Raw genomic sequence first — 13,868 nt, 5'->3', positions numbered from 1 at the left:
CGGGCAACGGCAACGTCCATTGCCCGAATATTTCTTATCTGAGAAGGAGGGGGGTATTGCCGTGTTACTAAAATTTATCGGTTATCGATTGTTGCAATTGATACCCTTATTATTTGTTGTCAGTATTTTAGTTTTTTTCGTTATTCAATTACCTCCTGGTGATTTTATTACAACATATGTAAGCGAATTGGAGAATGCAGGTATTGCTGTGTCGGAAAGTCATATTCAGCATTTGCGAGATCGGTATGGCTTGGATCAGCCATTTTTTGTTCAGTACGCTTCTTGGGTTCAAAATATTATTTTTCATGGTGATCTTGGTCGTTCTTTTAACTGGGCAGCACCAGTTTCTGAAGTTATTAGCGGACGTATTGGTATTACGATGCTTATTGCGTCATTAACACTACTATTCACTTGGGCAGTGGCACTTCCAATTGGAATTTTTTCTGCTGTAAGACAATACTCAGTGTTTGATTATATTTTTACATTCATCGGTTTTATTGGTTTAGCAATTCCTAACTTCCTCATTGCTCTTATAATCTTGTTTGCAGTATTTACAACAACAGGAGTTTCATTAACAGGATTATTTTCTCCGGAGTTTATTGGAGAACCGTGGAGTTTTGCGAAGTTTTTAGATATGTTACCAAGGTTATGGCTTCCTGTCGTTGTAGTTGGTACAGCGTCCACAGCAGCGTTAATTCGTGTGACACGTGCGATGTTATTAGATGAATTACAAAAGCAATATGTCATTACTGCTCGTGCAAAAGGGGTATCAGAGAAAAAGTTATTATTTAAATACCCAGTTAGAGTAGCAATCAATCCATTAATTAGTACAATAGGTTGGACATTACCTACGATAATTGGTGGTGAAATTATTGTTTCTATCGTTTTAAATCTACCAACAACAGGGCCTATGCTTCTACGGGCACTAGAGTTTCAAGATATGTATTTAGCTGGTGGTTTCTTGTTAATCATTAGTGTCCTTACTGTCATAGGAACGTTAATATCCGATATATTACTCGCTTGGCTTGATCCTAGAATTCGTTTTGGGGGTGTAGAAGAATGAAAATAGAACCAAATAAACAGCAAATGCCTGGTGTAACACCCCCACCTGAGAATAAAGAAAAGAAAGATGAGATGAAACAAGAAGAGAATTACCAAGTTGCTACACAATGGCAGCTCATTTGGTGGAAGTTTAAAAAACATAAAGCAGCGATGATAGCAGGTCCGTTGTTATTATTGTTAATTTTTATAGCTATCCTAAGTCCTTTTATAAGTCCAACGACACCAGGTGAACGATGGTCTGATTACAGATATGCCCCACCTCAAAAAATACATTTTTACGACAGTGATGGAGGCTTTAGCTTTAGACCATTTGTTTACGACATGGAGCAAGTGACAGACCCTCAAACGTTTCGAAGAACGTTTGAACCTGATACATCTGAACGACATTACATTCAATTCTTTACAAGAGGAGAGACTTATAGTTTTTATGGGTTATTTGAAACAAATATTCATTTGTTTGGCTTAGAAGATTCTAGTGTTCCATTGTTTTTAATGGGGTCTGATCAACTAGGAAGAGATGTATTTACCCGTGCTCTCTATGCATCTAGAGTATCACTATCCTTCGGGTTTGTAGGGATTATTTTTACCCTTATCATCGGACTAGTATTAGGAGGTATATCTGGCTATATAGGAGGTAGAATTGATACTGCAATTCAACGTTTAATTGATTTAATACTTTGTATTCCGACGATTCCGTTATGGATGGCACTCGCTGCATCTTTACCACGAGATTGGTCGTCGATACAAATGTATTTAGGGATGGTTCTTATATTCTCAGCAATTGGTTGGACAGAGTTAGCCCGCGTTATTCGAGGAAAAGTATTGTCACTTAGGGAAGAAGATTTTATTATGGCTGCTCGACTCTCTGGGGCTACAAACAGTCGGATCATCGGAAAACACTTGTTACCGGGATTTGCGAGTTACATTATCGTTAGTGTTACGATTACGATTCCAACAGTCATTCTCGGTGAAACAGCCCTAAGCTTTTTAGGATTAGGATTGCAACCACCTGTCGTAAGTTGGGGAGTACTACTCCAAAGTGCTCAGTCTTTTGAATCGTTAGCTCATCATCCTTGGCTATTATGGCCTGCTGCATTTGTAGTCTATGCAGTTCTGATGTTTAATTTCTTAGGTGATGGGATTCGTGATGCAGCGGATCCATATAAGTAAAGGGGTGATTGTAATTGGAAGATAAAATGAATATAGATGTAACTACCACTAATAATCAATTAACTAGTGACATCGTACTCCAGGTAAAAGATTTAAAGACACACTTCGATTTAGAAGAAGGACTACTAAAAGCGGTAGAAGGTGTAAGTTTTTCACTACGTCAAGGAAAGACATTAGGAATAGTTGGAGAAAGTGGTAGTGGAAAAAGTCTATCCGCACAAACAATCATGAGAATTGTTCCTCCTCATGCAAAATTAGGAGGGGAAGTTCTCCTTAAAAGAAGGCGAAAAGGGAAAGACGATAAAATTGTGAATGTGATAGGTTTACCACTGAATAGTCCCGAAATGCGGGATATACGAGGTGGCGAAATAGCAATGATATTTCAAGAGCCAATGAAGGCATTTTCTCCTATCTATACGATTGGAAATCAAGTATCCGAAGCAATTTTACTTCATAGTAACGTAAACAAGGAAGAAGCAAAAAAGATTGCAATCGAGTCATTAAGGAAAGTAGGGATGTCCAATCCAGAGCAACGCTTTGATGAATATCCTCATCAATTATCTGGTGGAATGCGACAGCGGGCGATGATTGCTATGGCGTTATCCTGTAAACCTTCTATACTAATTGCGGATGAACCTACAACGGCTTTAGATGTAACCGTGCAAGCCCAAGTGCTGCAGCTAATCAATGAGTTAAAGGATAGTTTAAATACTTCCGTTATTTTCATTACCCACGATTTAGGGGTGATTGCAGAAATAGCAGATGAAGTTGCTGTGATGTATTTAGGTGAAGTGGTGGAGTATACAGATGTAGACACACTCTTCCATAACCCATTACATCCTTATACGAAAGCGTTATTAAAGTCGATTCCTTCAACAGCAAATCGTCACGAAAAATTAGAATCTATTAAAGGGACTGTGCCTACTCCTATTAATCTTCCTGAAGGTTGTAGATTTTATACGAGATGTAAGTACGCAGTTGATGGTGTATGTAACGATAATGATATTCAATTAACATCTGTTAATGAAAAGCACGACGTTCGTTGTGTCCGGTGGGACGAAATAGAAGAGGAGGGGTGAGGCGATCATGGAGGAAAATCAATTATTAGAAGTAGAGTCATTTCAAAAAAACTTCCCAATTAAAAAAGGGTTTTTCAAGCGAGTTGTTGGCCAAGTGAGAGCAGTGGATGATGTGAATTTGAAAATATATGAAGGGGAAACTTTCGGTTTAGTTGGTGAATCTGGTTGTGGTAAAACCACCTTAGGCCGGTGCCTACTCCGTGCTGTAGAGCCATCGAATGGTGCTGCGCGCTTTAAACGTAGAGATGGAGAGATTGTTGATATTACAGAACTAGATCGACATGAACTTCGAAATATTAGAAAAGATATACAGATGATTTTTCAAGACCCCTATTCATCATTAAATCCTCGAATGACGGTATTGAATATCGTTGGGGAACCATTAACATGTTACAACATTGCTCGGGGACAGAAGCTGGAAAAACGTGTGAAAGAATTGATGGAGTTAGTTGGACTGAATAGCAAACACTTAGAACGTTATCCCCACGCTTTTAGTGGCGGTCAACGACAGCGAATTGGGATTGCTAGGGCATTAGCGTTGGATCCAAAATTAATTGTCTGTGATGAAGCTGTTTCAGCATTGGATGTTTCCGTACAGGCACAAATTTTGAATCTATTAAAGCAGCTACAACATCAATTGAACTTAAGCTATTTGTTTATATCCCATGATCTAGGTGTTATTGAGCACATTTCTGATCGTGTAGGTGTGATGTATGTAGGGAAGATGGTGGAGATGACAACGACAGAAAATTTATTCGCAAACCCTAAACACCCTTATACAGAAGCATTATTATCTGCTAAACCGATAGCAGATCCTAGAGTAAAGAAGGAGAGAATTATTTTAAAAGGAGAGGTAGCCAATCCCGCAAATCCTCCATCAGGTTGCTACTTTCATCCAAGGTGCAAATACGCGGAGGATAGATGTAAAGTCGACACACCAGAATTAAGAGAAGTGGCTCCAGGTCATTTCGCAGCTTGTCATTTTGTAGAGGAGTTAGATTTAGAAGGAAAGGCTGATCTTCAATGATGAATATTGTTATTGTCATGGTGCTTTCCGTGTTATTTATACTATTTTTATCTATAGGAAGTATATGGTATATGAATGTGCTATTAAAGAAATTTGTTGGAGAAAATCATGAAAGTCTAGAGGTAATTACAAGTTCTGGAGAAGTTCCCTTAAGCTGGTCTAAACCTTACGATAAAAAAATAAGAAATTTAGAGGAGCTAGGTGCACCTGAGCATAAAATTATTAAATTAAGAACGAAAGCTTTAAACAAATACTTGGCTAAACTAAAACATTTAGAAAGGTATTTAAAACAAACGAACCTAGTAGAGGATGAAAAAACACGCCGTGTCGTATTAAGTCAATTACAAATCGTTCGTCAAAGATGGGAAGAAGATCTATCAAGAGAGTGTTCATAGGTTAGTCAGTACAAATAAATAATTCACTGTGTGAGGTGATTTTGTTGGCTACTCGAATACCTAACAGCAAGTATTTGAATGATGAAGCATTTCCTTTTTATATCATGAAAAAGATGCATACGAAAGATGATGTACCACCTCTTCATAGTCATGAATTCATTGAATTAGTGTATGTGGTAGGTGGAAAAGCAGAGCATATGTTTGAAGGACAACGTTACTTAATTACTGCAGGGGATGTTTTTATTATTAATCCTGGAGAACGACACAGTTATAACATACAAGAAAATGATGAGATCGAAATCATCAATTGTTTGTTTTCCTCTTCATTAATCAATGAATCATGGTTAAGTAAACTTGGAATCTCTCAATCTATGGATTATTTCTATGTTCATCCATTTTTAGACGAAAAAAAACGATTTCATCATCGTTTAAACGTAAGTGAAGATAGTGAAGAAATTGTATCCATATTAGAAAAAATGTTGAAAGAGATCAATCATCGCCAAACGAGCTATTCTACTTTAATTAAGTTACAGTTAGTTGAATTACTCGTATTACTTTCCCGTCTTTATCAAGAAAAGCATACTGACATTCCTGATTCAACAGAAGCCTTTAAAAATTCACAACTATTAGTAAAACGTATATGTGGTTATTTAGAAAGACACTTTGATCAAAAGTTGACAGTGGAAAATATTTCGAAAATTTTTAATATAAGCTCTCGTCAATTAAACCGTATATTTAAACAAGAATTAAACAAATCAGTGATAGAAGTTATTCAGCATATTCGAATTGAACGAGCAAAAAAAATGCTTGTTTGTTCTAACGATAAAGTAATTACAGTAGCAGTGAAAGTAGGGTACGATGATCCAGCTTTTTTCAGTAGATTATTTACAAGGTATGTCGGATATCCCCCTGGAAAATTCCGAAGATATGTGAAGCAAAACCTTAATATAAAGCTGATTCATCATGGGGTGGAATTTGATGACGTAATTGACCATGAGAATGTCTGAAACAACAATGTTTAACAAAGTGAATTGAAATAAGATGGAATTATAAAACTTTACGTGAATGAAAGTTTCAAAATTCAAAATTAAAGGTGTGTGACAATAGATGAAGGTCATATTTATATCAGTTGATACGTTAAGGGCCGATCATTTAGGGTGTTACGGCTATCGTCATAATACTAGTCCATATATAGACCAGATTGCATCTCAGGGAGTAGTTTTTGAGAAAGCCTTTGCAGCAGATGTCCCAACTGAAGTAGCCCATACGGATATTTTTACTGGGAAAGTTGGATTGACAACTGGAGTTGTTTCCCATGGGTCTGATTTAAGCTATTTACCAAAGCCTGTTGATTGGCTACCAACGATGTTAAATGAGTCTGGTTATACTACAGCAGCAGTTGATAACTTGTATCATTTAAAAGAGTGGTTTGCTAGAGGCTATCGTTATTATATGAATGCACGTGGAAAACGCCGTTGGATTGATGGGGCAACAATTAATAAGATGGCAAAGACTTGGTTAAAAGAACATCATCAGGAAGATTTCTTTTTATTTTTACATTACTGGGATCCACACACACCTTATTTACCACCTAAAAAGTATATACCTGAGTTTTATCCTGAACACAAAAATCCGTATAATCCAGCAAATAAAAGTATGGAACCTGCTTATAACCATTTAGCTTATCCATTTTTCAAACGTCACCATTTTGATTTACTTGGTCCTGTTACAGATGCAGAATATGTCAATGCATTATATGATGCTGAAATTCGATATTTAGATGATTTAATTAAGGAACTAGACCAATACTTAGAAGAATTAGGGATTGTTGACGACACGATGTTCGTATTATTTGGAGATCATGGAGAAAGTCTAACGGAGCATCAAATTTACTGGGACCATTGTGGATTGTATGATAACAATGTCCATATTCCGATGATAATGCGTTTCCCTGGACATATTCCAGCGAATAAACGAGTGAAAGGATTTGTCCAGCAAGTGGATATGATGCCAACAGTGTTAGATGCACTTCAAATTGATAAGCCGTCAAAACTAGATGGTAAAAGTTTGTGGCCTTCTATTCATGGTAAGGAAGATGGAACGCAAGAGAAGATTTATTTAAGTGAATGTGCATGGCAGGCAAGTCGTGGTTTACGAACACACGATTATAAGTTTATTCAGAATATAGATTCTGGTCTTTTTACAAGGCCACCAGTTGAACTATACGATTTAAAAAATGACCCTAAAGAAACAGTCAATATTGCAGAACAAGAACCTTCTATTACAAACTTATTAAAGAGAGACCTTGAATGTTGGGTGGATGAAAAGTTACAAGATAGGAAAGACCCAATGATGGAAGTTCTACAAAAGCAAGGACTACCATTTCGTAAACGAATCGAAGTTATTTTATCACAGGTAGGATTAACATGGGACGAATGGAGAAAAAATCCTAGTAGAGAAAAGTTTGATGCGTTATTTGATCAAAAAATAGCGAAATAATGGAGGGGAGGTTATGACAATTACAATATCAGCTCAACAATTCGTATCTTCAATTTCGCCTCATGGGGGAAATCTAGTTAATCGTGTTATTACTGGGGGAGAAAGAACAGAGTTATTAAATAAAAGTAAGCAGATGAAAAAGCTTGAACTGTCATCGTGGAGTTTGTCAGATTTAGAACTAATTGCGATTGGAGCATTTAGTCCACTAACTGGTTTCATGACAGAACAAGACTATGTTTCTGTTCGTGAACACATGAGACTATCTGATGGAACAGTATGGAGTATCCCAATTACACTCCCTGTAAATGATGAAAAAGCATCGACATTTGAAGTTGGAGAAGAAATTGCCCTCATATGTGAGAATGGGAAAGTATACGGGATTTTACATGTTCAAGATAAATTTACTTATGATAAAAAACTAGAAGCAGAGCAAGTGTATTTGACAAACGATAGGAAGCATCCAGGTGTCCAAAATATTTATAACAAAGGGGATGTATATGTAGGAGGGGCTATTAAACTATTAATTAGACCGTCCCATGAACCATTTGAAAACTTTTATTTGGACCCTAAAGAAACAAGAAAGATGTTTGCTAACTTAGGATGGAAGACGATCGTAGGATTTCAAACGAGAAACCCAGTTCATCGTGCCCATGAATATATTCAAAAATCAGCAATGGAAATCGTCGATGGTCTATTGTTGAATCCATTAGTTGGGGATACGAAAAGTGACGACATTCCTGCTCATATCCGGATGGAAAGCTATCAAAAATTAATTGAAAACTATTATCCTCAAAACCGGGTCCGACTCGTTATATTTCCAGCTGCTATGCGTTATGCAGGTCCAAGGGAAGCTGTGTTTCATGCCATAGTTAGAAAGAACTATGGATGTACACACTTTATTGTTGGTCGAGATCATGCTGGAGTGGGAGATTATTATGGAACGTATGATGCACAGAAGATATTCAGCAATTTTAGTTCCACAGAATTAGGAATACAACCATTATTTTTTGAACATAGTTTTTATTGTAAAAGGTGCGGGAATATGGCATCCGCGAAGACTTGTCCACATGATAAAAGAGATTGGGTTGTTTTAAGTGGAACGAAAGTAAGAGAAATGCTGCGAAATGGAGAGGTTCCTCCAGTTGAATTTACTCGTCCAGAAGTAGCTGAAATTCTCATTAAAGGGATGAAAGAAAAGAGCTGAAACGTTGATTAGGGGAGTTAATCGATGACGATAGATATGGTAATCGTGATGGTTGTATTATTTTTCATGTTTGTTTGCCTAGTAAAAGATTTTTTTCGTCCCGATTTTATCGTTTTTTGTGCTCTAGCCATCTTTTTATTTGCAGGCATATTGACTCCAGCTGAGGCTTTAAAAGGTTTTTCAAACGAAGGAATGTTGACAGTTGGATTATTATTTATTATCGCAGGTGCTATTCAACAAAGTAACTTTCTATTTCATTTTATTCAACTGTTATTAGGAAAAGGGATGAAAACAACAGGAGTTTTGATGAAAATGATGTTTCCAGTAGCCGGGTTCTCTGCTTTTTTAAATAATACACCTATTGTAGTAATGCTAACTCCTGTTGTTAAAAAATGGTGTGAAAAATATAATTTATCTCCTTCTAAACTATTACTTCCCCTGTCGTATGCAGCTATCTTTGGGGGGACGATTACGTTAATTGGAACATCTACTAATCTTTTAGTACATGGATTAATGCTAGATTTAGGAATGCCAGGCTTTTCGATGTTTCAATTAGCAATAGTTGCGATACCTGCATGTGTACTTGGTATCTTGTATATGAGTACGTTAGGTCACCGAATACTTCCTTCTACTAAATCAATAAAGGAGACTTTTACAGAAAATAAGAAAGAGTATTTTGCAGAAGCATATATAGAAGCTAGTTTCCCTCACATTGGAAAATCTATAAAAGAAGCTGGACTTAGAAATTTAGAAGGGGTTTATTTAGTAGAAATCATACGAGATCGAGAACGAATTTACCCGGTTACGTCTCGTCAGAAAATTAGAGCCCATGATACCCTTATCTTTACAGGAGTTATTTCAACCATCTTTCAATTAGAAAATATGCAAGGATTAAGGTTGGAAACAGGTTCTGAATTAAATTTAAATGATGTGAAAAATGGTAACTATAATTTGGTTGAAGCGGTAGTATCACATCATTCAACATTAATTTATAAATCTGTAAAGGAAAATCAGTTTAGAAGTAAGTTTGATGCTGCGGTCATTGCGGTACATCGAAACCAAGAACGGATTCAAAGTAAAATTGGAAACATTATGTTAAAGCCTGGTGACAGTTTATTGCTGTTAGCAGGTGATGATTTTATTAAAAGAGGTGAAAATACAAACGATTTTTACATTATTTCTACGGTTGAAAACATACCAGTGAATCAGCCAAAAAAAGCTTATCTTTCTATCCTCGTTTTACTATGCATTGTTCTTTTAGCAACATTCAATATTCTTTCCATTTTTAAAGCTGCTGTGCTAGGAGTTATCGCGTTAGTATTATCCAAAACAGTTTCATTAGATCAAGCTAAAAATTTCGTTCATTTTGATGTTTTACTCCTTATTGCAAGCTCTATTGGTATTGGAGTTGCTATGGACAAAACTGGAACAGCATTCTTTTTAGCTAATTATCTCATTCAATTTACGCAATTTTTCGGGATAATAGGCGCAGTGGCAGGTGTATATTTATTGACTGCTATATTTACAGAAATGATAACGAACAATGCAGCTGTTGTGATGATGTTTCCAATTGCATTTGCAACTGCAACACATCTAAGTGTGGATCCATTTGGTTTCTTCGTCGCAATAGCAATTGCTGCATCAGCCAGTTTTATGACTCCGATTGGCTATCAAACCAACTTAATTGTTTATGGACCTGGTAGATACCGTTTTTCAGATTATTTAAAAGCGGGTTTCCCTTTGAGTATCATTTATTTTTTGTTAACGATAACGATCGTATATCATACATGGATTTAGGGTTTTTAACTAACTGTAGGTGGGATGAAAAATGAAAAAAAATCAACATATTGTATGGCACCATTCCAAAGTTACGAAGGATGACCGCAGGAGCTTAAACAAACATTCAAGTTGTATCTTATGGTTTACAGGATTGTCAGGTTCTGGTAAGTCTACTTTGGCTTGTGAAGTAGAAAAGGAATTATTTCAACGGAATATTCTTTCGTATGTTTTGGACGGAGATAATATCCGACATGGATTAAATAACAATTTAGGTTTTAGTCAAGAAGATCGAAAAGAAAACATTCGTAGAATAGGAGAAGTTAGTAAACTATTTGTTGATGCTGGTATATTTACTTTGGCCGCATTTATTTCACCATATAAGGATGATCGTCAAATTGTAAGGGAAATGGTAGATAAGGATGAATTTATAGAAATTTATGTTAAGTGTACTGTAGATGAGTGTGAAAGACGGGATACAAAGGGATTGTATGAAAAAGCTAGAAAAGGAGAGATAAAAGAATTCACAGGTATATCAGCACCATATGAGGTACCTGAAAACCCAGAAATAGTAATAGAATCTGATCAGCAAAGAATTGAAGACTCAGTTGACAAAGTGTTAATTTATTTAGTAGATAAAGGCTATATTAACCCATAATTAATAAGTTTTTTGTAAATATATTTGTCGGAACAAGGATTTTTCCTTTCGAGTATCGAATATATTAAAGTGGTGATTATATGGCATTTATCATTATATTACTTTCTATGGTTCTTTACTCTACTGCACTACACACTACTCGTCCCATTGTTTCCCTTTTTGCTGACATGCAGGGGGCGTCACCTTGGTTGATAGGATTATTAGTTTCTTCTTATGCATTATTTCCGATGCTTTTTGCTTTAACTATTGGTAAATGGACAGATCGATTCGGAACAAGGAAGATGGCCTTTTTAGGAAGTAGTGGAATGTTCTTGGCCATTCTTATTCCAGTGGTCATGCCATCAATAACTAGTTTGTTTATTTCTCAATTATTACTAGGGTTTTGTCAAGTTTGTATGATTGTAGCTTATCAAAAAACGGTAGGAAACTTGCCAGGTAATCGAGATAAAACGATCATGTGGTTCACGCTTATGGGGGCTATCGGTAATTTTTTTGGACCGTTAATCGGAGGTTTTACTTTTGAACACTTTGGGTTCCAAGTAACATTTGCTGTAGCAGCATGCTTGATCTTCATAGGGGTCACTTGCGGTATATGCTTGAAAAAAGCAGCCTGGAAAAGTGGGGAAGCGTCAAAAACTGTTAAAAACGTTAAATTTTTGTCCTCCGTTGCTCTATTAAAAGAAAAAAACCTTCGTAATGCATTAATTTCTAGTGGATTAGTGCTCTATTCAAAAGATTTGTTTGTAGCTTATTTCCCTGTATATGGTAATAGTATTGGACTAACTCCAACGGAAATAGGGTTTGTTCTCTCTGCTTCAGCTGGTATGGCAGTTGTTATTAGACTAAGTCAATACTGGTTAGTCAATACTTTTGGTCGAAGTATCGTACTGACGGTTATGTTAATTTTAAGTGGAATTTCTTTTATATTCATTCCATTTGTCAGTTGGTTACCAATTCTTCTTATTCTATCAGGATTAATGGGAGCTGGTTTAGGATTAGGGCAGCCATTAAGTTTAGTTTACGCACTTAACTTTAGCAAGAAAGCAAGACATGGGGAAATATTAGGCATTCGCTTGACACTAAATAGAGGTTCACAGTTTTTTGCTCCTTTTGTATTTGGTGCTATCGGTAGTTTTGCTGGGTTAATTCCAATCTTTTTAACAAGTGGACTTTTCTTATTAATAGGAGCATTTGGAACAAAAGTAAAAGAAGAAGAAAATGTTGAATCACATTAAAGGACGAGAAGTAAAAGAATGAGTGGAGTGCATGTAGACATCATGAATGAGAGGTGTTTACTATTGTATTTGTTCAAGTAATTTTACCTATTGTGGTTGTATTTCTTATTGGCTACGTTTTACAAAGAAAAAAAAGAATGAATTTAAGTGCCATATCAACTGTAACGATGTATGTATTTATCCCTGCATTAATTTTCACAACATTCTATGAAACAACTTTTGATATGCAGTATGTTTACATGGTCGTTTTTTATTTAATCCTATTCTCTATTCTCATCATAATTAATAAACTATATTGTAAAATTAAAAAGTTACCCCAATCTTATGAAAGCGCTTATATATTGAATACAGCATTTATGAATGTAGGGAATTATGGGGCACCAATTATTTTACTAGCCTATGGCATGCCCGGTTTTGAATATGCCATCTCCTTTTTCGTACTTCATTCAATATCAATGCACACTTTTGGTCTTTATTATGCTGCTAGAGGGAATTTCCCCTTAAAAATTGCGGTGAAAAAGGTTTTTCAAGTACCAATGATTTATGCAACAATAGTGGTTCTTCTTTTAAATTTCGCTAATATACCTGTACCTGAACAAATGTATATTATTATTGATATACTAGCTTCTGCAGCTGTTCCTTCCGTCATGCTCATGTTAGGTATGCAACTTGCCTTTATAAAAATAAAAGAGCTTGAATGGGGCAGTATTTCCTACAGTGTCATTGTAAGATTGGTAGTTTCTCCAATCATTGCGTTTTTCATAACGTTGCTATTTCCATTCGATCCATTATTAGCAAAGGTATTAATATTAGTATCAGCAATGCCGTCCGCAGTTGTGGCAACGATGTATGCAACAGAATTTGATGCAAAACCAGAATTAGTTTCTAGTACGGTATTAGTAACAACTATTTTAAGTATGGTAACAATAACAATTCTTTTAATGACCATTGGGTAATTTAGTAAACAAGTGTAGGAGGGAAGCTTTTGGATAATAAAAAACAGGTACAAAAGCAGTTTGGTCGTCATGCTGATAGTTATGTGAAAAGTGTTGGTCATGCGAAAGGTAAAGACTTATCACTAATGGTACAATTAGGAATAGATGAAAATAAAGGAAAAATGCTTGATATTGCTACTGGAGGAGGTCACGTTGCAAATGCTTTTGCTCCACTAGTCCATGAAGTCGTTGCTCTAGATTTAACGACAGAAATTTTAGCTGCGGCGAAAAAGTTTGTTCAAGGTAATGGCCATACGAACGTTTCGTTTGTTCAAGGAGATGCAGAACAGTTACCATTTTCTGATGAACATTTTGATATTGTTACTTGTCGTATTGCTCCCCACCATTTTTCTAACGTAACATCATTTGTGAAGGAAACAGAACGTGTTTTAAAACGAGGTGGGTGTTTGTTACTCATTGATAATGTCTCACCTGAAATAGACGAATATGATTCATTTTATAATAAAATAGAAAAGCTGAGGGATCCAAGTCATTTTCGAGCTTGGAAAAAGTCTGAATGGGTGAACATGGTAGAGAGTGCTTCATTGTCAGTAGAACAGTTAATCACTTTCGATAAAACATTTCAATTTTCTAACTGGTGTGAGCTTATTCAATTATCAAAGGTAAACAAAGCTACAATAGAGGGAAATATCGTGCAAGCTTCACTAAAAGTAAAAGAGCACTTTCATATTTTAATAGAAGATGAAACAGTAGTAAGTTTCCAGGGAGAAGGAATGTTGTTAAAAGGGAGAAAAAAGGCATAAGAGA

13 protein-coding genes are annotated in these 13,868 nt (G+C 35.9%); all 13 read left to right on the top strand.

Features of this window, described 5'->3' with window-relative positions; translation table 11 throughout:
* The first annotated feature begins 61 nt into the window (after positions 1–61).
* The 13 genes from QA612_RS06885 (at position 62) to QA612_RS06825 (ending at position 13,864) form a co-directional block, all read left to right on the top strand.
* Positions 62–1,063 carry an ABC transporter permease gene (locus tag QA612_RS06885; RefSeq protein WP_278283041.1) on the top strand — a complete coding sequence of 334 codons (1,002 nt, stop codon included), beginning with the start codon at positions 62–64 and terminating at the stop codon, positions 1,061–1,063.
* Positions 1,060–2,232, top strand: coding sequence for an ABC transporter permease (locus QA612_RS06880; RefSeq protein WP_278283040.1), 1,173 nt, complete (start codon positions 1,060–1,062; stop codon positions 2,230–2,232). The genes QA612_RS06885 and QA612_RS06880 overlap by 4 nt, the downstream gene beginning before the upstream one ends.
* A 14-nt stretch (positions 2,233–2,246) precedes the next feature.
* A complete protein-coding gene (locus QA612_RS06875; protein ID WP_278283039.1) occupies positions 2,247–3,311 on the top strand; it encodes an ABC transporter ATP-binding protein in 1,065 nt (354 codons plus the stop codon).
* A 7-nt stretch (positions 3,312–3,318) separates the two neighbouring features.
* Entirely contained in the window at positions 3,319–4,338 is a 1,020-nt protein-coding gene (locus tag QA612_RS06870) for an ABC transporter ATP-binding protein (RefSeq protein ID WP_278283038.1), read from the top strand.
* 71 nt (positions 4,339–4,409) lie between these two features.
* Complete coding sequence (locus tag QA612_RS06865; RefSeq protein WP_278283037.1) at positions 4,410–4,733, top strand: hypothetical protein; 324 nt, start codon at positions 4,410–4,412, stop codon at positions 4,731–4,733.
* Between the two features lie 44 nt (positions 4,734–4,777).
* Positions 4,778–5,740, top strand: coding sequence for an AraC family transcriptional regulator (locus QA612_RS06860; protein ID WP_278283036.1), 963 nt, complete (start codon positions 4,778–4,780; stop codon positions 5,738–5,740).
* A 100-nt stretch (positions 5,741–5,840) separates the two neighbouring features.
* Positions 5,841–7,232 carry a sulfatase family protein gene (locus QA612_RS06855; RefSeq protein ID WP_278283035.1) on the top strand — a complete coding sequence of 464 codons (1,392 nt, stop codon included), beginning with the start codon at positions 5,841–5,843 and terminating at the stop codon, positions 7,230–7,232.
* Positions 7,233–7,245: 13 nt separating this feature from the next.
* Positions 7,246–8,436: a sulfate adenylyltransferase gene (gene sat, locus QA612_RS06850; protein ID WP_481804417.1), complete on the top strand. Its 1,191-nt coding sequence runs from the start codon at positions 7,246–7,248 to the stop codon at positions 8,434–8,436.
* A gap of 24 nt (positions 8,437–8,460) precedes the next feature.
* Complete coding sequence (locus QA612_RS06845; protein ID WP_278283034.1) at positions 8,461–10,233, top strand: SLC13 family permease; 1,773 nt, start codon at positions 8,461–8,463, stop codon at positions 10,231–10,233.
* A 31-nt stretch (positions 10,234–10,264) separates the two neighbouring features.
* Positions 10,265–10,870 carry an adenylyl-sulfate kinase gene (cysC, locus tag QA612_RS06840; protein ID WP_278283033.1) on the top strand — a complete coding sequence of 202 codons (606 nt, stop codon included), beginning with the start codon at positions 10,265–10,267 and terminating at the stop codon, positions 10,868–10,870.
* 80 nt (positions 10,871–10,950) lie between these two features.
* On the top strand, positions 10,951–12,105 hold the full coding sequence (locus QA612_RS06835; RefSeq protein ID WP_278283032.1) for an MFS transporter: 1,155 nt from the start codon (positions 10,951–10,953) through the stop codon (positions 12,103–12,105).
* A 53-nt stretch (positions 12,106–12,158) separates the two neighbouring features.
* Positions 12,159–13,061: an AEC family transporter gene (locus QA612_RS06830; RefSeq protein WP_278283031.1), complete on the top strand. Its 903-nt coding sequence runs from the start codon at positions 12,159–12,161 to the stop codon at positions 13,059–13,061.
* Positions 13,062–13,090: 29 nt separating this feature from the next.
* Positions 13,091–13,864, top strand: coding sequence for a class I SAM-dependent methyltransferase (locus tag QA612_RS06825; protein WP_278283030.1), 774 nt, complete (start codon positions 13,091–13,093; stop codon positions 13,862–13,864).
* Positions 13,865–13,868: the final 4 nt, after the last annotated feature.

The organism is Evansella sp. AB-P1, assembly GCF_029688925.1.
GTDB lineage: Bacteria > Bacillota > Bacilli > Bacillales > Salisediminibacteriaceae > Evansella.
Note: the sequence above shows the minus strand (reverse complement) of the source record. Positions and strands in the feature narration are given on the sequence as shown.

What these genes read in the sequence shown, in the direction of transcription:
- QA612_RS06880 (WP_278283040.1), top strand. Translation starts at nt 1,060, where the DNA reads ATGAAAATAGAACCAAATAAACAGCAAATGCCTGGTGTAACACCCCCA.
- QA612_RS06870 (WP_278283038.1), top strand. Translation starts at nt 3,319, where the DNA reads ATGGAGGAAAATCAATTATTAGAAGTAGAGTCATTTCAAAAAAACTTC.
- QA612_RS06865 (WP_278283037.1), top strand. Translation starts at nt 4,410, where the DNA reads ATGAATGTGCTATTAAAGAAATTTGTTGGAGAAAATCATGAAAGTCTA.
- QA612_RS06855 (WP_278283035.1), top strand. Translation starts at nt 5,841, where the DNA reads ATGAAGGTCATATTTATATCAGTTGATACGTTAAGGGCCGATCATTTA.
- sat (WP_481804417.1), top strand. Translation starts at nt 7,246, where the DNA reads ATGACAATTACAATATCAGCTCAACAATTCGTATCTTCAATTTCGCCT.
- QA612_RS06845 (WP_278283034.1), top strand. Translation starts at nt 8,461, where the DNA reads ATGACGATAGATATGGTAATCGTGATGGTTGTATTATTTTTCATGTTT.
- cysC (WP_278283033.1), top strand. Translation starts at nt 10,265, where the DNA reads ATGAAAAAAAATCAACATATTGTATGGCACCATTCCAAAGTTACGAAG.
- QA612_RS06835 (WP_278283032.1), top strand. Translation starts at nt 10,951, where the DNA reads ATGGCATTTATCATTATATTACTTTCTATGGTTCTTTACTCTACTGCA.